At 66.0% G+C, this 21,217-nt stretch carries 10 protein-coding genes; 9 read left to right on the top strand and 1 reads right to left on the bottom strand.

What is annotated here, in order from left to right; translation table 11 throughout:
- The first annotated feature begins 22 nt into the window (after positions 1-22).
- The 9 genes from XarbCFBP7408_RS01670 to XarbCFBP7408_RS01630 all read left to right on the top strand — a co-directional run bounded on the left by XarbCFBP7408_RS01670 (position 23) and on the right by XarbCFBP7408_RS01630 (position 18,168).
- On the top strand, positions 23-2,683 hold the full coding sequence (locus tag XarbCFBP7408_RS01670) for a glycoside hydrolase family 3 C-terminal domain-containing protein (RefSeq protein WP_104560813.1): 2,661 nt from the start codon (positions 23-25) through the stop codon (positions 2,681-2,683).
- 707 nt (positions 2,684-3,390) lie between these two features.
- Positions 3,391-6,300 (top strand): TonB-dependent receptor, encoded by a 2,910-nt coding sequence (locus tag XarbCFBP7408_RS01665; protein WP_429001406.1) that lies wholly within the window; start codon positions 3,391-3,393, stop codon positions 6,298-6,300.
- Between the two features lie 64 nt (positions 6,301-6,364).
- Positions 6,365-8,275: a beta-galactosidase gene (locus tag XarbCFBP7408_RS01660; protein ID WP_104560809.1), complete on the top strand. Its 1,911-nt coding sequence runs from the start codon at positions 6,365-6,367 to the stop codon at positions 8,273-8,275.
- Positions 8,269-9,633: an APC family permease gene (locus tag XarbCFBP7408_RS01655; protein ID WP_104560807.1), complete on the top strand. Its 1,365-nt coding sequence runs from the start codon at positions 8,269-8,271 to the stop codon at positions 9,631-9,633. Before XarbCFBP7408_RS01660 ends, XarbCFBP7408_RS01655 begins: the two co-directional genes overlap by 7 nt.
- A complete protein-coding gene (locus tag XarbCFBP7408_RS01650; RefSeq protein WP_181106803.1) occupies positions 9,615-10,547 on the top strand; it encodes a carbohydrate kinase family protein in 933 nt (310 codons plus the stop codon). The genes XarbCFBP7408_RS01655 and XarbCFBP7408_RS01650 overlap by 19 nt, the downstream gene beginning before the upstream one ends.
- The gene (locus tag XarbCFBP7408_RS01645; RefSeq protein WP_104560803.1) at positions 10,544-11,968 is read left to right on the top strand and encodes a 6-phospho-beta-glucosidase; all 1,425 of its coding nucleotides are present in this window, start codon (positions 10,544-10,546) and stop codon (positions 11,966-11,968) included. Before XarbCFBP7408_RS01650 ends, XarbCFBP7408_RS01645 begins: the two co-directional genes overlap by 4 nt.
- A gap of 233 nt (positions 11,969-12,201) precedes the next feature.
- Positions 12,202-13,662 carry a glycoside hydrolase family 125 protein gene (locus tag XarbCFBP7408_RS01640; protein WP_104560801.1) on the top strand — a complete coding sequence of 487 codons (1,461 nt, stop codon included), beginning with the start codon at positions 12,202-12,204 and terminating at the stop codon, positions 13,660-13,662.
- Positions 13,663-13,797: 135 nt separating this feature from the next.
- On the top strand, positions 13,798-16,140 hold the full coding sequence (locus XarbCFBP7408_RS01635; RefSeq protein ID WP_104560799.1) for a GH92 family glycosyl hydrolase: 2,343 nt from the start codon (positions 13,798-13,800) through the stop codon (positions 16,138-16,140).
- A gap of 186 nt (positions 16,141-16,326) precedes the next feature.
- Positions 16,327-18,168, top strand: a complete 1,842-nt coding sequence (locus XarbCFBP7408_RS01630) for a glycoside hydrolase family 35 protein (protein WP_104560797.1) — start codon at positions 16,327-16,329, stop codon at positions 18,166-18,168.
- Positions 18,169-18,363: 195 nt separating this feature from the next.
- Here the strand turns inward: XarbCFBP7408_RS01630 and xopK are convergent, their stop codons facing one another.
- On the bottom strand, positions 18,364-20,940 hold the full coding sequence (xopK, locus tag XarbCFBP7408_RS01620) for a type III secretion system effector XopK (protein ID WP_308632329.1): 2,577 nt from the start codon (positions 20,938-20,940) through the stop codon (positions 18,364-18,366).
- Positions 20,941-21,217 lie beyond the last annotated feature (277 nt).

Genomic DNA, 21,217 nt, shown 5'->3' with positions numbered 1-21,217 from the left:
ACCGCTGCGCAGGAGTGAATCGATGTCTTCCGTGTTTGTCTCGCGTCTTGCCATGGCACTGGGCCTGAGCCTTGGCCTGCCCTGTATCGCACTCTCCGCGCCCGCCGACCGCAGCAGCACGCCCGACCAGCGCGCCGCCGCGCTGGTCGCGCAGATGAGTCGCGAGGAAAAAGTCGCGCAGGCGATGAACGATGCGCCGGCGATTCCGCGCCTGCGCATCCCCGCCTACGAATGGTGGAGCGAAGGCCTGCATGGCATCGCACGCAATGGCTACGCCACGGTGTTTCCGCAATCGATCGGCCTGGCCGCCAGCTGGAACACCGCGTTGATGCAGCAGGTGGGCACGGTGGTGTCGACCGAGGCGCGCGCCAAGTTCAATCAGGCCGGCGGACCGGGCAAGGATCACAAGCGCTACGCGGGCCTGACCATCTGGTCGCCCAACATCAATATCTTCCGCGATCCGCGCTGGGGCCGTGGCATGGAAACCTACGGCGAGGATCCCTTCCTCACCGGGCAATTGGCGGTGGGCTTCATCCGCGGCTTGCAGGGCGATGACCTGGATCACCCGCGCACCATCGCCACGCCCAAGCACATCGCCGTGCACAGCGGCCCGGAGCCGGGCCGGCACAGCTTCGATGTGGACGTGTCGCCGCGCGACGTGGAAGCGACCTATACGCCCGCCTTCCGCGCCGCCCTGATCGACGGCCAGGCCGGCTCGGTGATGTGCGCCTACAACTCGCTGCACGGCACGCCGGCCTGCGCGGCCGACTGGTTGCTCAACGGCCGCGTGCGTGGCGACTGGGGCTTCAAGGGCTTTGTGGTGTCCGACTGCGATGCGGTGGACGACATGACCCAGTTCCATTACTTCCGTCCCGACAACGCCGGCTCCTCGGCCGCTTCGCTCAAGGCCGGGCACGATCTCAATTGCGGGCACGCCTATCGCGAACTCGGCACCGCGATCGAACGCGGCGAAGTGGACGAAGCCTTGCTGGACCAATCGCTGGTGCGCCTGTTCGCCGCGCGTTATCGCCTGGGCGAACTGGAAGCACCGCGCAAGGATCCGTATGCAAAGCTCGGTGCCAAGGATATCGATAACGCCGCCAACCGTGCGCTGGCGCTGAAGGCCGCTGCCGAATCGATCGTATTGCTCAAGAACCAGGCCAACACCTTGCCGCTGAAGACCGGCACGCGGCTGGCGGTGATTGGCCCCAATGCCGATGCGCTGGCGGCGCTGGAAGCCAATTATCAAGGCACCTCGTCCGCGCCGGTGACGCCCTTGCTCGGCCTGCGCCAGCGCTTCGGTGCGCAGCAGGTGCGTTACGCGCAAGGCGCGCCATTGGCCGCCGGCGTGCCAGGCATGATTCCGGAAACCGCGCTGCGCAGCGACGGCAAGCCGGGATTGCGTGGCGAATATTTCGACACTGTCGAGCTGGACGGTGCGCCGCGCGTGGTGCGGCAGGACCGCACGGTGAGTTTCAACTGGGATCAGGTCGCCCCCGCAAAGGGCGTGCCGGCCGATCGCTACGCGGTGCGCTGGAGCGGCGAGTTGTTGCCGCCTAGCGCGGGCGACTACACGCTGGCGGTACGGGTGGCGCGCTGCTTCGACTGCGCCGGCCACGACCCGGTGCGGCTGTACATCGACGACAAGCTGGTGGTCGCCGGCAATGCCGAAGACAAGCACGTGCCGGCCGGCATGCACAACGCCGACGGCCGCAGCGTGGAAACCGTGCTGCACTTCGACGACACCCGCCCGCGCAAAATCCGCCTGGAGATGGAACACCGTGGCCAGGACCAGGGCGTGCGCCTGGAGTGGCTGGCACCGGCGGCCGCGCAACTGGCCGAGGCCGAGCAGGCGGTGGCGCAGGCCGATGCGGTGGTGGCCTTCGTCGGCCTGTCGCCGGATGTGGAAGGCGAGGAGCTGCGCATCGATGTGCCCGGCTTCGACGGTGGCGACCGCAACGACATCGCCCTGCCCGCCCCGCAGCAGGCGCTGCTGGAACGTGCCAAGGCCTCCGGCAAGCCGCTGGTGGTGGTGCTGATGAGCGGCAGCGCGGTGGCCTTGAACTGGGCCAAGACGCATGCCGATACGATCGTGGCGGCGTGGTATCCGGGCCAGTCCGGCGGCACCGCGATCGCGCGCATGCTGGCCGGCGACGACAATCCCGGCGGGCGCCTGCCGGTGACGTTCTATCGCTCCACCAAGGACCTGCCGCCCTACGTCAGCTACGACATGAAGGGCCGCACCTACCGCTACTTCAAGGGCGAGCCGCTGTTTCCGTTCGGCTACGGCTTGAGCTACACCAGCTTTGCCTACGGCGCGCCGCAGCTGTCCACTGCAACCCTGCAAGCCGGCAGTCCGTTGCAGGTGACCACCACCGTGCGCAATACCGGCACGCGTGCCGGCGACGAAGTGGCGCAGGTGTATCTGCAATATCCAGATCGCCCGCAGTCTCCGTTGCGCAGCCTGGTCGGCTTTCAGCGTGTGCATCTGAAGCCCGGCGAGCAGCGCACGCTGCGCTTCACCCTGGATGCGCGCGCGCTGAGCGATGTGGATCGCACCGGGCAGCGTGCGGTGGAAGCCGGCGATTACACGTTGTTTGTCGGCGGTGGCCAGCCTGGCACCGGTGCGGCTGGCGAGGCCGCAGCGTTCTCGATCTCGGGGCGTTCGCCGTTGCCGAAATAAGCGATGCATCCGGGTGACCCACAACAGGCGTCGGCCGTCATGGCCGGCGCCTGTTGCAGGATCTGCGCATGCTGCTCTGCATCGCAGGATGCAGCGCAACACGGAATTGGTGATCTATCCGCAGGCAATACGAGGATCTCCGCACACACTTCACACCTACTTGACAGAGCCCAAAACGCGGTCTATCACTAGCCACGGTCGGCAACACGCGCCATCGGCGTTGCGCCCGACGCACATGACGGCAACAGCGTTTCCACGTAGCACCTGCACCGGGAGATGGTTGGATGCAGCATCGTCGTACCGACCAGCGCGTATCTGTCGCCGCTCATGCAGTGCATCGCATCGGCGCTTGCGGTGCTGTCGTCACGCTGGTGCAGCCGTCATGACCAAGCATTACAAGTTGAGCGCAATGCGCTCGCGCTCCAAGTGCATTGCCGGGTACTCCCCGCCCCGCCACTGACGCCTGCATGGCTGTCCCAGCTGGCAGACGCTCCGGCGCCACTGCCGTTCGGTAACCCGCACACGCGTTGATCGCGTGCTGTGCCGTGCCGTGCGCGCATCGCCGTGCAACCGTCTGCCCAAGAGCAAGGCATCGGCAAGGCGTTGCCGTCGGCAACGCTGCCCAGCATCTGGCGAGGTGGCACGTGGCAAAGCGTGAGCGTTCGAACGGCAAGCAGTGGGTCGTGGCAATCCTGACCGTGACCGGCATGGCGTCTGCCGCAGCCGCAGTGGCCGGCACCGTGGAGGGAGACCTCAAGGAAGGCAACAGCGGCAAGCCCGCCGGCAATGCGAAGGTACGCATTGCCGGCACGTCCTATAACGCGGTGGCCGATGCGCGCGGGCACTTCGTCATCCGCGATGTGCCTGCCGGGCATTACGCGCTAGCTCTGGACTACCCTGGCTTCAGCGCCGCCGAGACCAGTGTGCAGGTCGGCGACAGCGGCACGGCATCGGTGGCCATCGCGCTGGAGGAGGTCAAGCAACTGAAGGCGGTCAGCGTGGTGAGCAATCGCTACGACGCCAGCGACCTGAAGATCAACGCCGCCAACACGGTGGACGTGCTGTCGGCCAACGACCTGCAACGCACCGCCGTGCACAATGTGGCCGAAGCGCTGGGGCTGATCGCCGGCATCAACATTACCAGCACCGGCTCGGGCTATTTCGGCGGCATCGATGGCGCCGCGCGTGGCGAAGGCATGTTCGCCTCGGTGCGCGGGCTACCGTCCGAATACAACGTCAACATGATCGACGGCGTCACCGTGGCGCAAGGCATGCCGTACAGCCGCAGCGTGCAACTGAGCCTGTTGCCGCCCACCGGCCTGCAGACCATCGTCGCCAACAAGACCTCCACCGCCGACATGGACGGCGATGCGATCGGCGGCACGCTGGATTTCCGCGCGCCCACCGCCTACGACTTCAAGGACATCAGCAGCGGCAGCGTCACCGGCAGCGGCCGGGTGGAAAGCCGCGCGCGCGATTACGGTGGCGATGGCCTGGGCGGCGGCTTCGGCGGCGAGTTCCAGCACAAGTTCGGTGAGGCGCAGCAATTCGGCGTCTATGCCAGCGCGTACTACGACTACCGCACTACCACCAACAGCGAGGTGGCCGCGGCCACCAGCGCACTCAACGATGGCTCCTGGGAATACCTGAACACCGATGCCGAAGGTCGCAACGCGGCCGGTTTCGATCCGCAACACAACCTCACCAGCACCGGCATGAACGTCGGTATCGCCGCCGGCTGGGAGCGCCGCTATGGTGGCAACGCCTCGTTCGACTGGCATGTGGACGACAGCCTGTCGCTGTATGCGCGCATGACCTACGCCTATGCCAAGACCGAGCAAGGCACCACCTTCGTGCAGTTGCTGCCGCAGGATGTGAGCTACGTGCCCACCGGCACGCCGGGCGTGTTCACCCCGAATATCGGCCGCATCGCTTCGCGCTTCTGGTACGAGACCAACCCGGAAGTCGCCGACCTGGCCACCTTCCAGATCGGCGCCAAAAAGACCGCCGGCGGCTGGACCTTCATGCCCAACCTGTTCTACAGCTTCGGCAATAACGACCGCCCCGACCATGTCGAAATCGACGGGCGCGAAGACAAGTTCAGCCAGGACAACTACGCCTACTCCGGCAACAGCTTCGTGCGCTACGGCGGCGGTGCATTCCCCTACCCGCAACTCACGCCCGCGCTGCAGGCGCAGGTCAACAACATCCCGGCGTTGTACGCCAGCAGCTATGGCGAGCAGACCAAGATCTACTCGGGCCAGAAGAAGGGCGGCGCGCGTTTCGACACCCGCTACGATTTCGAAGATGGCGCGCTGCGGTCAGTGCAGTTCGGAGTGAAGTACAGCAAGAGCAGCCGCCGCTACACCAATCGCGACTGGTATACCGGCGGCGTGGACGGCACCACCACGTTAGGCGATCTGGGCATCTTCAGCGGCACCTATGCCTCGATCTTTCCCGGCAAATACGACTGGAATACACCAAGGGTGAGCGAAGCGGCGGTGGCCGGGGTGATCGCGCAACACCTCACCGACGACGATCTGGACACCTGCGGCAGCGCGTTCTACGTCAACAACTTCAACTGCAACACCATGCGCGGCACCGAGGCGGTCAGCGCCGCCTATGCCACTGCCACCTTCACTGTCGGCAACCTGGATATCGTGCCGGGCGTGCGCTTCGAACACACCGGGATCGACAATACCTTCTGGGTGAGCCCGGTGGATGCGGACGGCAACGAGATCGTCGGCTACTTCGACCACAACCACACCTCCTACAACGAGCCGCTACCCAGCGTGTTCCTGACCTGGCGGCCGGACCTGCGCACCGCGTACCGCGCCTCGCTGTGGACCAGCTATACCCGGCCGGCCTTCGTGCAACTGGGCGGCGGCAGCCAGATCGACATCTCCAATGGCGTCACCACCATCACCCAGGGCAATCCCGACCTGAAGCCGATCGAATCCACCAACCTGGATCTGTCCGGCGAATGGTCCACCGAGCGCGGCGGCTTCTTCTCGCTGGCCGGCTTCTACAAGCAGCTGCGCAACTACATCTACGATGCCGGCTCGGCCCAGGCCAATGGCAACACCACCGGCAGCGGCACGGTGCTGTACCACATGCCCACCAACGGCGGCGACGGCAAGATCTACGGCGTGGAACTCAGCGCGCGGCAGAGGTTCCAGGATCTGCCCGCGCCCTTCGACGGCCTGGGCATCAGCGCCAACGCCACCCGCCAGCATGCGCGCGCCGATCTGGGCCTGGCTGGCTTCGACAACGAACACATGCAATCGGCGCCGTCGGCGATGGCCAACCTGGAGTTGTTCTACGAGCACAACGGGTTCTCGTTGAACCTGAGCTACCACTTCAGCAGCTCGTACCTGCTGGGCTACGACTTCCTGCACGAAGGCGCGCCCTGGAACGACCTGTGGGCACGCCCGACCCGGCGCGTGGATCTGCACACCGGCTACCGCTTCGACAACGGCGTGAGCATGGACCTGTCGATCTCCAACCTGACCAAGGAATACAGCTACTGGGCGCATGTGGGCCGCAACAACCTGGCGATCTCCGACATCGTCGATGCCGGCAGCACCGCCTTGTTCACGGTCAAGTACGCGTTCTAGCGGCGCGTGGCGTACTCACTGCGCGGCGCAACGCAGCGATTCCTTATCACTCCCTGGAGCAGCGATGAAACGCAGGAGTCTGTGTACGTTCGGCCTGCTCGCACCGTTCGGTCTGGCGGCCGCGCCGGCGCTGCCGTCGCTGCATGCGCCGCTGCCGGATGGACGGCCGCATGCGTTCGGCTTCGAGCGCGGCCAGTTCGTGCTGGACCGGCAGCCGTGGCAAATCCGCAGCGGCGAGATGCATCCGCTGCGCATCGCCCGTGCGGACTGGCTGCATCGCATCCGCATGGCCAAGGCACTGGGCCTGAACACCATCGCGCTGTACCTGATGTGGAATGCATACGAACGCGAGCCGGGGCAGTTCGATTTCGACACCGGCGAACGCGATTTAGTTGCCTTCATCAGGCTGTGCCAGCAGGAAGGGCTATGGGTGTATCTGCGCCCCGGCCCGTATGTCTGCGCCGAGTGGACGCTGGGCGGGCTGCCGCCGTATCTGTTGCGCGAGCCGGGCATGCGCCTGCGCGACGCCGGCGACGCGCGCTACATGGCGGCGGTGCAGCGCTACATCGCCGCCGTGGCGCCGCGCATCGCCCCGTTGATGGCCAGTGCCGGCGGACCGGTGCTGATGCTGCAGATCGAGAACGAATACAGCATGCACGGCAGCGACCTGGGCTACCTGCAGGCAGTGGCCGCGCTATGGCGCCAGCACGGCATCGATGGTCCGTTTTCATTGGCCGAGGGCATGAAGGATCTGCGCCGACGCAAGGCCTATCTGCCCGGCGCGGCGCTGGGTCTGGATGGTGCGGATCTGCCCGAATTGCAGGAGGCCAGAACCACCGCAGGCGACGCTCCGGTGTGGGTGGCCGAGGGCTATCCAGGCTGGTTGACGCATTGGGGCGATGCCGATGTGGCACGCCGCGACTACGCACCGATGCTGCAACAGCTGATGACGGCCGGCTACTCGTTCAATCTGTATGTGGTGCATGGCGGCAGCAATTTCGGGCTGAGCGCCGGCGCCAATGCCGAAGACGATGGGTCGCAATTCCAGCCTGCGATCACCAGCTACGACTACAGCGCACCGGTCGACGAAGGCGGTCGCGCCACCCCGGCCTATCTGGCACTGCGCACCATCATTGCCCAGCACAGCAGCGGCGCGCTGCCAGCGATTCCGGCGGCACCCGCGCGCGCGCGCTTCGATTCGGTCACCGCAACCCCGGTCGCTTCGCTCTGGGACAACCTCGGCGACCGGCCCGTGCATACCGATCGCCCCACCGACAACCAGACCCTGCTGAAGCAGAACCTGGGCCTGGTGCTCTATCGGCGCCGCATTGCTGCCGGCACGCAACTGGATCTGGGCCAGATGCACGACTACGCCGCCGTGCACCTGGATGGCCGCGAGATCGGCCATGTGTCGCGCATGCGGCATGCGCACCTCAACAGTGCAGCGCAACTCGCATTGCCGAACGCCGCCGCCCAGCAACGCCAGCTCGACGTGCTGGTCGACACCTTTGGCCATATCAATTTCGGCCCGGCACTGGGCGATGCCAAGGGCCTGCTCGGCCCGGTGCAGCTGGATGGCAACGAGCTGCGCGAGTGGCAGGTGCATGGCATCGCACTGGATGAGGACAGCGTGCCGATATTGCGCCCACTGCAGGGTCCAGCCACGCGCCCCGGCCTGTTCTTTGCGGCAGACATCGCGCTGGACACGGTCGGCGACGTGTACCTGGACATGCACCAATGGCGCAAAGGCTATCTGTGGGTCAATGGACGCCTGCTGGGGCGTTACTGGAACATCGGGCCGCAACAGTGCCTGTTCTGCCCCGGCGCGTGGCTGCGCAAAGGCAATAACGCAGTGCTGGTGCTGGATCTGCATCTACTGGAAGCCACCGTCATCCATTGTGCCGACAACATGCGCACTGCACATGGTGCAGCCACCGCAGCACGCAACACGCATGCGGCGTACGGCACATGCTGAGCCCATCGGTGTTGGTGCCATCGTCCACATCTGCCGCCGCACCACCGCGCACGCTCGGTTTCTGGAGCGCGCTGTCGGCCAACCTGCTCAACATGATCGGCATCGGGCCGTTCATCACCATCCCGCTGGCCTTGTCGGCACTGGCCGGGCCGGCGGTGCTGGCCGGTTGGGTCGCCGGCGCGCTGCTCTGCCTGTGCGATGGCCTGGTGTGGGCCGAACTGGGCGCGGCGATCCCGCGCTCGGGCGGGCCGTACCACTATCTGCGCGAGGCGTACGGGCGCGAACGCTGGGGGCGGCTGTTCGGTTTTCTGTATCTGTGGCAGACGCTGCTGACCGCGCCGTTGTCGGTGGGCTCGGCGGCGGTCGGTTGCGTGCAGTACCTGGCGTTCCTGCTGCCGGGGCTGGGCCATACGCAGCTCACTGCGGTCGCGATGGCCTTGTGCGCGTTCAACACGCTGCTGCTGTATCGCAAGGTGCGCTCGGTGCAACTGCTGTCGTTGCTGGTCAGTGCCGTGGTGATCGGCGCCTGCGGGTGGATCATCGTTAGTGGCGTGCTGCATTTCGACGTCGGCATCGCCTCGGCGTTCTTGCACGCCCGCCCGGCGTCGCCGCACGGATTCTGGCTGGGCTTCGGTGCAGTGGCCTTGATCGCGGTCTACGACTACGGCGGCTACAACAACGTGTGCATGCTGGGCGGCGAAATCCGCAAGCCGCGCCGCACGATTCCGCGCGCGGTGCTGATCTCGATCCCGCTCGTGGCGCTGCTGTATCTGGGCCTCAACATCACCTTGCTCGGTGTGCTGCCCTGGCAGCAGGCGGCGCACTCCAAGGCGGTGATGGCCGACTTCATGCAGGCCATCTACGGGCCCATCGGCAGCACCGTGGCGGTGGCGCTGATCGTGCTGGCCAGCTGGGGCTCGGCGCTGGTGGTGCAGTTGGGGTATTCGCGGGTGCCGTATGCGGCGGCGGCGGCCGGGCAGTTCTTCGGCGTATTCGCGCGGCTGCATCCGCGCGGCGGCTTTCCGACCGTGTCGCTGCTGTTCGTCGGTGCGACCTCGGCGCTGGCCTGCCTGCTGTCGCTGGACGATCTGATCGCCACCTTGATGATCATCCAGATCCTGTTCCAGTTTCTGGCGCAATGCCTGGCGGTGGTGCTGCTGCGACGCAGGCGACGTCGGCGCGCCTTCGCGATGCCGCTGTATCCATGGCCGTTGCTGATCAGCGTGGCCGGCTGGCTGTACCTGCTGGCGACCAGCCCGGGACACCGCCTGCTCGCCGCCGTGGTGGCGCTGTGCGCGGGCAGCGCCTTGTATCTGATCCAGGCACGGAGGCAGCGCGCATGGCCGTTCCAGCAGTGAACACCGCGCAACTCGTGGTGATCGGCGAGGTCTATCTGGACCACATCTTCAGCGGCTTCGAATGCTGGCCGGCACCGGGCGAAGAAGCGCTTGCGCGCCATTACACGCGTGAGCTCGGCGGCGGCACCGTCATCACCGCCTGCGCGCTGGCGCGGCTGGGCTGCAGCGTGCGCGTGCTCGGTGCGATCGGTGCGCAGGACCGTGCGCTGTTCGCCCAGCGTCTGGGCGAGTTCGGTGTCTCGGCCGACGGGCTGGTCGATTCGGAAGCCGGCACCGGCGTGACCACCAGCGTGTCGTTACAGGAGGACCGCTCGTTCTTCACCTATGTCGGCGCCAATGCCGGGTTGGGCACGCTGCTGCTGCGCGAGCAATCCATTGCCGCGATGTGCGCGGCCCGGCATGTGCATTTCGCAATGCCGTTGCCGGCCGCGTTGGCTGCCGTCGTGTTGCCGCCGCTGGCAAACGCCGGCTGCACCACCTCGCTGGATGTGGGCTTCAGCCCGGCCTGGCTCACCGACCCGGCCAACCACGCCACCTGCCGCGCAGTGACCTGGTTCCTGCCGAACCAGAAAGAGGCCGCGCTGATGGGCTGCGGCGATGGTGCCGATGCCTGCCTGGCGTGGGCGCGCGCGCTTGGCCTGCGGCAGGCGGTGATCAAGCGCGGCGCGGCGGGCGCCATGGTGATCGACCACAACGGCGCACGCCCGATCGCCGCGCCCATCGTGCCGGTGCGCGACACCACCGGTGCCGGCGATGCCTTCGATGCCGGCTTTCTGGCCACCCAGCTGCGCGGCCTGTCGCTGGACGAGAGCGCACAGCACGGCTGCCATGCCGGCGCAGCCTGCTGCAGCGCGCTCGGCGCGCTCGGCGGCCTTTTTCTCTTATCTCCCCCCACATACGAGGACGTTCCATGAGCACTTCTGTCGACAATCGCAAGCTGACCCTGATCGGCGGCGGCGGCGTCCGCACGCCGTTGGTGGTGTACGGCGTCAACGAGGCCGCCGAAGCGCTGGGTGCGCGCGACATCGTGCTGTACGACCCCGACCAGGAGCGCCTGGCGCTGATGGTGGCGATGGGCCGCGCCATCGTCGCCGAGTCCGGCGGCGCGTTGCAGGTGCACGCCGCGCCCTCGCTGGAAGCGGCGATCGAAGGCGCGCACTTCGTGCTCAACAGCATCCGCGTCGGCGGTATCGCCCAGCGCGCCTCCGACGAGCAGACCATCATCCGCCACGGTTATTCCGGCCAGGAAACCACCGGCCCCGGCGGCGTGGCCAAGGCCTTGCGCACGGTGCCGGTGGCGATCGAACAGGCGCGCCTGATCGAGCGCCTGAGCCCGGACGCCTGGTTGGTCAGCTTCACCAATCCGGCCGGGCTGATCACCCAGGCCATCTGCGCGCACACCCGCGCGCGCGTGGTCGGCATCTGCGACACGCCGGTGGAGCTGTTCCACAACATCGCGCGCGCGCTCGGCGAGCCGGCCGAAGAGGTGGAATGCGACTACGTCGGCCTCAATCATCTGGGCTGGATCCGCGCGGTGCGCCTGCGCGGCGTGGACATCCTCGACCGCGTGCTCGCCGACGACGCCATCCTGCGCCAGCTGTACCTGGCGCCGTTGTTCGACTTCGACATGCTGCGCGCGCTGCGGCTGATTCCCACCGAGTACCTGTACTTCTTCTACGAACGCCGCCGCGCCCTGGACAACCAGCGCGCCAGCGGGGCCAGCCGCGGTGGCGAGATCGAACGACTCAACCGCAGTCTGATCGGCGACCTGCGCAGCCGCCTGGAGGCTGGCGACACCGCCGGCGCGGTGCAGACCTATGGAGCCTACCTGGCGCAGCGCTCCGGCTCGTACATGAAGCTGGAGGCCGAGGCCGGCTCGGCGTTCGCGCCGGATCTGGCGCCGCAGCCGGACCCGTTCCGTGCCAGCACCGGCTATCACCGCATCGCGGTGGACGTAATGAGCGCGCTGACCGGCGCCCGCCCCAGCCGGCACGTGGTCAACGTGCGCAACCAGGGCGCGCTGGCCGAACTGGCCGACGACGACATCGTGGAAATCGCTTCGGACATCGACCGCGACCGCATCGTGCCGATCCCGGCCGCGCCGCTGCCCAGCGCCGTAAAGGGACTGGTGCACACGTTCAAGGCGTACGAGCATGCGGCGATCGAGGCGGCGCTGAGCGGCAACCATCTGGATGCCTGCAAGGCCATGCTGATCCACCCCGCCATCGGCGAGTGGAGCCCATCGCGGCGGCTGCTGGACGAACTGTTCGGACATGCGCACGACGATGGCCACTGCGCGGGACCGGCGCAGTGGCGCGGGCATGCGGCCGGTTGAAAGCCGGTGCCGCGCGACCGCGGAGGACGCGGACCGGCCACTTCGCCATGGCCGCAGCCCACGCGTACGGCGCCGAATTGTGCGGGCGCACTATGCACATTCGGCGCACACGTTGTATGGTCATCGGGAATTGGTCATGCATAGGTCTCATCATCGGCCCGGCACGTGATGCCGCCGCTGCAAGGATGTCCGCTGCGTCGACCGCTTGCTGAAATTCCAGGGAGCTCCAGGTCATGCACACCCGCCGCGACATCCTCCAGTTGCTGGGCGCCAGCGCGGGCGCCGGCCTGCTCGCCGGCGCACTGCCCGCCTTCGCCGCCCCCGTTGCCGGCACCTCCACGGCTGCCGGCAACTTCGTCAGCAAGCGCCCGCCCAAGGCGCAGCGCCGCTTCGTCAGCACGGCGGTCGAGCGGCAGATCGTGCAGATCAAGGCGCGCATCGCCGACCCCGAGCTGGCCTGGCTGTTCGAGAACTGCTACCCCAACACGCTGGACACCACGGTGGAAACCGGCACCCGCAACGGCAAGCCGGACACCTTCGTCATCACCGGCGACATCCATGCGATGTGGCTGCGCGACTCCTCCGCCCAGGTGCACCCGTATGTGCCGCTGGCCAGGCGCGACCCTGCCTTGCGGCGCATGTTCCATGGCCTGATCCAGCGCCAGGCCGCCTGCATCCGGCTCGACCCGTACGCCAACGCCTTCCTGCCCGATGGCCAGACCCAGCGCCTGAAGTGGTCGCTCAACGACATCACCGAGATGAAGCCCGGCGTAGGCGAGCGCAAGTGGGAAATCGATTCGCTGTGCTACCCGATCCGCATCGCGCACGAATACTGGCGCGCCACCGGCGATGCCGCCCCGTTCGACGACGACTGGCGCGCGGCGATGCAGGTGGTGGTCAGAACCTTCCGCGAGCAACAGCGCAAGGACGACCGCGGCCCCTACGTGTTCCAGCGCCCCTCGCCGCTGGCGACCGAGACCCTGGTGCTGGAAGGCTACGGCCAGCCGACCAAGCCCAACGGCATGATCCACTCGATGTTCCGCCCCTCCGACGATGCCTGCGTGTATCCGTTGTTCGTGCCGGCCAACCTGTTCGCGGTGGCCTCGCTGCGCCAGCTGGCGACGATGAGCACGGCCCTGCATCGCGATGCCGGGTTCGCCGCCGACTGCACCGCGCTGGCCGACGAAGTGGAAGCGGCGACACACAAGTTCGGCCAGCAGCGCGATGCCGATGGGCAGGCCTACTGGGCATTCGAGGTGGATGGCTACGGCAACCAGTTGTTCATCGACGACGCCAACGCCCCCGGCCTGCTCAGCCTGGCCTACCTGGGCTGCTGCGACCGCGCCGACCCGGTGTTCCTGCGCACGCGCCAGCTGGCCTGGAGCGAACGCAACCCGTATTTCTCGCGCGGCAGCGCGGCCGAAGGCGTCGGCAGCCCGCACAGCGGCATGGGCACGATCTGGCCGATGTCGATCATCCAGTACGCCCTGGTCAGCGACGACGACGCACAACTGCGGCAATGCCTGCAGTGGCTGAAGACCACCCATGCCGGCACCGGCTTCATGCACGAGGCCTTCGACAAGGACAACCCAGGCAGCTTCACCCGCGACTGGTTCGCCTGGGCCAACACCTTGTTCGGCGAACTGATCATCGACCTGCACCAACGCAAACCCCAGCTGCTGCGCAGCGCCTGATTTTGCGAAGGGCCTGCCCTTGCAACGCGGAACTGCAGAGCGCTTGATCTTCCCTTCTCCCGCCGGGAGAAGGTGCCCGAAGGGCGGATGAGGGTACGGCCCGCCCCACTTCGTGACATCCAAGAGCACATCACCATGGCAACACGACGCGGTTTTCTCCAAGGCGCCATCGCCGCAGCCCTGTTCGGCAGCGTCGGCCTGCCCGGCCTGGCGCGCGCGCGCGCCGGCAACTACGCGCTCCCGGCCGATGCGCGCACCCGCGCCGAGCTCACCCGGCATGTGGATGTGTTCATCGGCACCGGCGGCCATGGCCATACCTTTCCCGGTGCCACGCTGCCGTTCGGCATGGTGCAGCTCAGCCCCGACACCTATAACGCAGTGTGGGATTCGTGCTCGGGCTATCACGAGTCCGATGGCTCGATCATGGGCTTTTCGCACACGCATCTGTCCGGTACCGGTATCGGCGACATGCTGGACTTCCTGCTGGTGCCCGCCACCGGCGAAGTGAAGCTGGTGCCCGGCGCCCTCGACGCACCGGACCGCGGCTACCGCTCGCGCTACGACCATGCCGACGAAGCCGCCTCGCCCGGCTACTACCGCGTGCGGCTCAAGGACAGCGGCGTACATGCCGAACTCACCGCCACCGCGCGCGCCGGCCTGCACCGCTACCACTTTCCCAAGGGCAAGCCGGCGCATGTGCTGCTGGACCTGTGCCACGGCATGCAGGACAAACCCGGCATCCCCACCCGCATCACCGACGCGCAACTGCGCGTGGTCGACGACCGCACCCTCACCGGTGGCCGGCGCGTCCATCAATGGGCGCAGGGGCGCTACATCTATTTCGCCATGCGGCTGTCGCGGCCGTTCAAGCAGGTGCAGCTGTACAACGAAGACCAACCGCTGGCCGCAGGCACTCGCAGCGTGGACGGCGTGCACCTCAAGGCCGCCCTGCACTACCCAGATGCCTCAGACGCACCGCTGCTGATCAAGGTCGGCATCTCGGCGGTCAGCGCCGACAATGCGCTGGCCAACCTGGATGCGGAACTGCCCGACTTCGACTTCGCCCGCGTGCACGCACAAGCCGTGGCCGCCTGGGAAAAGGAACTGGCACGCGTACGCATCGACAGCGACGACGACGCACAACGCCGCATCTTCTACACCGGCCTGTATCACAGCCTGCTCGCGCCCACCCTTTTCAGCGACGTGGATGGCCGCTACCGCGGCATGGACCTGCAGATCCACACCGCACCCAAGGGCTATCACAACTACAGCACCTACTCGCTGTGGGACACCTACCGCGCCGCGCATCCGCTGCTCACCCTGGTGCAGCCCGAGCGCGTACCGGACCTGCTGCAATGCCTGGTGCGCGGCGCCAACGAATGCCCGGACGGCGTGGGCATCTGGCCGCTGCAAGGCGTGGAAACCGGCTGCATGATCGGCTATCACTCGGCGGTGGTGCTGGCCGAGGCGCATGCCAAGGGTTTCACCGGCATCGACTACAAGGCCGCCTGGCCGGCCTACCGCAAGCGCGCCATGGACGACACCACCCATGGCCTGGCGTACTACCGCAAGCTCGGCTACATCCCCGCCGACAAGGTGGACGAAGCGGTCAGCCGCACGCTGGAATACGCCTACGACGACTGGGCCTGCGCGCATCTGGCGCAGGCCGCCGGTGCCACCGACGATGCACGCGCACTGCGCGAGCGCTCGCGCAACTACCGCAATGTGTTCAATCGCGATAGCGGCTTCGTGCAGGCGCGTCTGGAGGACGGCAGCTGGGCCACGCCGTTCGACCCGCGCGGCATGGGCCATATCAGCAAATGGCGCGATTTCACCGAGTCCAACGCCTGGCAGGCCAGCTTCCTCAACCAGCACGATCTGTACGGTTACATGGACCTGTACGGCGGCCGCGACGGCTTCGTCGCCAAGCTCGACGAGCTGTTTTCCACCGGCTCCGAACTGCCCGCCGATGCGCCACCGGATATCGACGGCCTGGTCGGCCAGTACGCGCACGGCAACGAGCCCAGCCATCACGTCGCGTATCTGTTTGCCTACGCCGGCCAGCCGTACAAGACCCAGGCAATGGTGCGCCGGCTGCTGCGCGAGCAATACCACGACGCGCGCAATGGCCTGTCCGGCAACGAGGATTGCGGGCAGATGAGCGCCTGGTTCGTACTCGGCGCGCTCGGGCTGTATGCGGTGGACCCGGTCAGCGGCAACTATGTCCTCGGCAGCCCGCTGTTCAAGCGCGCAGAACTCGATGTCGGCAACGGCCGCACGCTGCGTATCGTCGCCAACAACAGCAGCGCGCAGAACGTGTATGTGCAGTCGCTGAGCTGGAACGGCACACCGACCAACCGCTCCTGGTTGCGCCATGCCGATCTTGCCGCAGGCGGCATCTTGGAGTTCGAGATGGGGTCCACGCCCAATCTGAGCTTCGGTGCCAACAAGGAGGATCTCCCGCCCTCGTTCGCCTAGCGAACGCATCGCGGTGGCAGCTTGACCATGACAGCTACCGCAAGCTTCCCTTCTCCCGCAAGCCCCCCTTCTCCCGCAAGCGGGAGAAGGTGCCCGAAGGGCGGATGAGGGACACCACCAACACCGATCCACCCAACGCCCCATCCACCGCCATCACCAGTCATTCGCTACCGCCGAGAATCGCTCATGTTGCGCACCACCCTTGCACCGCTCGTCCTGGCCCTCGCGTTTGCGCTTCCTATCACCGGCGCAGCCGCAGACACCGAACGCTGGCCCAGCTTCGGCACCCAGGGCACGCAGTTCGTGCGCGACGGCAAGCCCTATCAACTGCTCTCCGGCGCCATCCATTTCCAGCGCATCCCGCGTGACTACTGGAAAGACCGCCTGCAGAAGGCACGCGCACTCGGCCTGAACACGGTGGAGACCTACGTATTCTGGAATCTGGTCGAACCGCAACAAGGCCAGTTCGATTTTGCCGGCAACAACGATGTGGCCGCATTCGTACGCGAGGCCGCCGCGCAAGGCCTCAACGTGATCCTGCGGCCCGGCCCCTACACCTGCGCCGAGTGGGAAGCCGGCGGCTACCCCGCCTGGTTGTTCGGCAAGGACAACATCCGTGTACGCAGCCGCGACCCGCGCTTCCTCGCCGCCAGCCAGGCCTATCTGGATGCCGTGTCCCAACAGGTGCGACCGCTGCTCAATCACAACGGCGGGCCGATCATCGCCGTGCAGGTGGAGAACGAATACGGCTCCTACGACGACGACCATGCCTACATGGCCGACAACCGCGCCATGTACGTCAAGGCCGGCTTCGACGACGCCTTGCTGTTCACCTCCGACGGTGCCGACATGCTCGCCAACGGCACCTTGCCGGACACCCTGGCGGTGGTGAACTTCGCCCCCGGCGAGGCCAGGAGCGCGTTCGACAAACTGATCAAGTTCCGTCCCGACCAACCGCGCATGGTCGGCGAATACTGGGCCGGCTGGTTCGACCATTGGGGCAAACCGCACGCCAGCACCGATGCCAAGCAACAGACCGAAGAATTCGAGTGGATCCTGCGCCAGGGCCACTCGGCCAATCTCTACATGTTCATCGGCGGCACCAGTTTCGGCTTCATGAATGGTGCCAATTTCCAGGGCAATCCCAGCGACCATTACGCCCCGCAGACCACCAGCTACGACTACGACGCCATCCTCGACGAGGCCGGTCGCCCCACGCCCAAGTTCGCATTGATGCGCGATGCCATCGCCCGCGTCACCGGCGTACAGCCGCCGGCGCTGCCGGCGCCGATCGCCATCGCCGCCCTGCCGGAAACGCAACTGCGCGAATCGGCCTCGCTATGGGACAACCTCCCCGCCCCGATCGCCATCGACACCCCGCAGCCGATGGAACACTTCGGCCAGGACTACGGCTACATCCTCTACCGCACCACCGTCACCGGCCCGCGCAAGGGGCCGCTGTATCTGGGCGAGGTGCGCGATGTGGCACGGGTGTATGTCGACCAGAAGCCGGTCGGCAGCGTCGAACGCCGGCTGCAGCAGGTCTCCACCGATGTGGATATTCCGGCCGGCCAGCACACGCTGGATGTGCTGGTCGAAAACAGCGGCCGCATCAACTACGGCCCGCGCATGGCCGACGGCCGCGCCGGGCTGGTCGACCCGGTACTACTGGACAACCGGCAGCTCACCGGCTGGCAGGCCTTCCCGCTGCCGATGCGCTCGCCCGACAGCATCCGCGGCTGGACCCGCAACCCCGTCGCAGGCCCGGCCTTCCATCGCGGCTCGCTGCGCATCGGCACACCGACCGACACCTATCTGGACATGCGCGCCTTCGGCAAGGGCGTAACCTGGGCCAACGGCGTCAACCTCGGCCGCCACTGGGCCATCGGCCCGCAACGTGCGCTGTATTTCCCGGCCCCGTTCCAGCGCAAGGGCGACAACGCCGTGGTGGTGTTCGATCTGGATAACACCGCCAAGCCCAGCGTGCGCGGTGTGCAGGAGCAGGTGTGGATCAGGCCGAAGGAATAGGAGGCCAACAGAACGACTGCTCTCACCGTCAGGCGGGCACGGCGTTCGCTACGAATCGGTACCTACCACTCCTACGCTGCGGCTATGAGCGCCCGCCCGCACACACTGAAGACTGCTCGCCACGTTTTGTCAGCCCCCCCCAGGCCGTGGCGCCAGGTGCATCCCACTGGCAACGACTCCACGGCTGCTGATCGCTCAAGAGCTGAATGACGGCGTTGCCGCTGCCGCAGCCTCTTCACGAATGCGCGCGGCCTGCATTTCGGTGGCCAGCAACGTACCGCGTACATCGGTAGTGTGCCGCCTGGCCTGCTTCATGCAGAAATGCGCAAAGCCCGCACTTCCTGGTTGCGGTGTGATCGCGTTTACGGTCAACGCACCGATCAGGCGCTGTTGCAACCCCTGCATCCTATTTTCTGCTCGGCGGATTTCTCTAATGTCCGCACTTGCCAGTTCCTTGTTTGCCATGTCCAGTTCTTCCAACATCAGGCTGACGGATCGCAACTGAAATCCTTCGCGCTCACGCGCTTCATGCAGTTGCGTGGACAGGCGTGCCTGCGCCTGCCTAGCCGTGGTGGCTATGGTTTGCGTGTGGTGGATTGCACCACCTGCAGCATTCACCGCCGGCAGTTCCACCCGCAACCGCAGCTTTGCGTCTAGATATTTCTTTTGTAACTCAAGGCAGGATTGCATGTACGCAATCTGCGGCTTGACCGAGCCTGGCGTTTGCAGCCACTGACCCAACGCTGTTTCGGTCAACGTATCGGTATGTTTTGCATAGCTTCGCGCTGCTTTTTCGCCAGCCACGCGAGGTTTGCCAGTGAGCACTGCTCGCCCGTAGGTCGCCCCTGCAAAAAACGCTGCCTTGGCTCGCTTCGCAAGCGAGGACGAGTGAGCAGCCTGACCCGTTGCTGGGCTCTGATCGGTAGAGCGAGGCACTGCCCGATAGCGTTTCTTCATATCGCTGGCGCAGGCCTGCAAGAGCTCTTCCCGTGCTCTTTCCTGACCGTCGATACAGGCGTACAGGGCGCTGCGCAATTCAAATCCATGCTGCGGAACGGCAGCAGTTGCGTCCATCACCGACGACGCGTCGTCGGCTGCAGGCGATATCCGGTTCTTCGCTACCGACTGGGCAGTCACTGCGTGCCCGGCTGAGTCGGGCATGACGTGGTCAGACACCTGCGGGTCGCCAGCATCGGTGGTTACGACGGTATCCGAGGCTTCTTCTCGGGTACGGTCACTGACGGGCGGTGCGCCATACGGGTCCTCTCCACCCGCTACAGCAGCGAGGCCCGCCTCGGCCGCGGGCAGCAGGTCGGCCACGGCAAGCGATGCCCGATCCACGCCGGGAAGGTCTGCAGCCTCGTACTTGCGATAGCGTTTTTGCTTTCCATGCGCCAGCAGGAACTGGTGTCCACCAACACCCATCGTCACCGCACCCAGCAGACCGGCACCGACCACCAAACCCGTACCCACGGGCCCGGCCACTGTGGCTGCACCAAGCAAGACTGCGGTGCTGACTCCGGCTTTGGTCAAGGTGCTGGCCGTGTAGGTGACGCCGCCAACGACAAAGCCCTTGTTCCAGTTGTTGAAGCTGCCGGCGAATCCGCTGCGCTGGGCCAGCTTGATGCTCAAGAAGTGCTGGTAGCGTTGCGCGCCTGGGCTGAGTTCGCCCGGTTCCAGGTGTTGCAGGAAGTCTTCCACACGCGCCACATCGGCAACCACGCGTTTTTTTTCCTTGCGTGACTGGTGCAGGAACGTACCGCCCAGTGCGGTGGCAGCGACGCTTGCCAGCGGAGCCAACACGAATGTGCCGGCAATACCGGCCGCCGACGCGGCGCCTGCGGCGGCGGTGCTGTGACCGATCAAGCCAGCAGCATTTGCGTTCTTGGCCCCGAGTGCCAGCCCGCCCTGGATGCCGAGCTCTGTCGTGGCCTTGGTAAAGATCACGCCTGCAGACGCCATTGAGGTCATCGCGATGGCGCCATCACGTGCGTTGCGCTGCTGTTGGTAAGCGACGGTATCGATCGCTTCGCTCAAGGCATGGATCTGAGCGCCTGCAACTGCACCCAATGGGCCGCTCCCAAACGCAGGTCGCAGCAACGCCCTCTCCGACTCCAGTTGACGTTTGCGTTGCCGCAGCGCACCGCGTTGTTCAGTCACTTCGCGGGTTTCCTTGTAAGCGGCATAGATCGCAAGGCCAGAGAGCGGCAGCATGGCACCACTGATGCCCAAGCTCATTGCCAGATCGGCAACGCCTCCGGGCGCCCCTTCCTCAGCCAGGGTGTGCATGATGCTCTCGTGCGCTGCAGGCTCGATCGGATGCGGATCCATAGGGTGCTCCGCGCCGTTACCAGGCTGAGTCTGATGGTCTGCTGCCGGCAGTGCCGTGTGATCGCCCGGCGTGTGCTCGTGGGAATGCACAGGTTGGTCGGCTTCCGGAGAATGTTCCGGTTCGCCCGAGTTGGGCAATTCAGCGATCAGTTCCGCCGTATTGTCTGCAGTGCCATGCAGTGGATCGGCAAGATACCTGGCCACCACGAATGCATCGTACACTGCCTCTGCTTCCTGAATTTCGGCCATGACATCTCCGCCGGTATGCCTCCCGGACGCGTGCACGGAAGAGGAATTTTTCCTACGCAAACCTTGTCTTAACGATCCCAGCCCCATGGGCCAGCCATTGGAAGCGGGAAAATCTTCAACTGAAACAGGTGCCTCTGGAGCGGGCGAAACAGACGGACCAACATGACGGCCGATGTGTTGCTGGATGCGCATAGCTTCAGGTCCTCATACGTGACGCGGCGAGGCTACGCCTCCTGCCCACGGGGACCAGCCGATCGACGAATTCACTTTCCCGTGAACGAATCGCAGAGCAAGGCGCATTCGGAGCTGGCTGACAGAGCTGTTGAGGAGTTCGCCTGAAAAGCATCGTGTGTTCGTTGCTTTAATCACGCCTTTTTAGGGCCTGTTAACGCTAGTGGTTGGGGAGGTTAAACTATTGGACATGGAGATCACGCCAGCACAATTTGCCCTCATCGAACATTGCTTACCT

The organism is Xanthomonas arboricola pv. guizotiae, from assembly GCF_002940205.1.
GTDB classification, from domain to species: domain Bacteria; phylum Pseudomonadota; class Gammaproteobacteria; order Xanthomonadales; family Xanthomonadaceae; genus Xanthomonas; species Xanthomonas arboricola_C.
The sequence above is the reverse complement of the archived record's forward strand: the minus strand, read 5'-3'. Positions and strand labels throughout refer to the sequence as shown.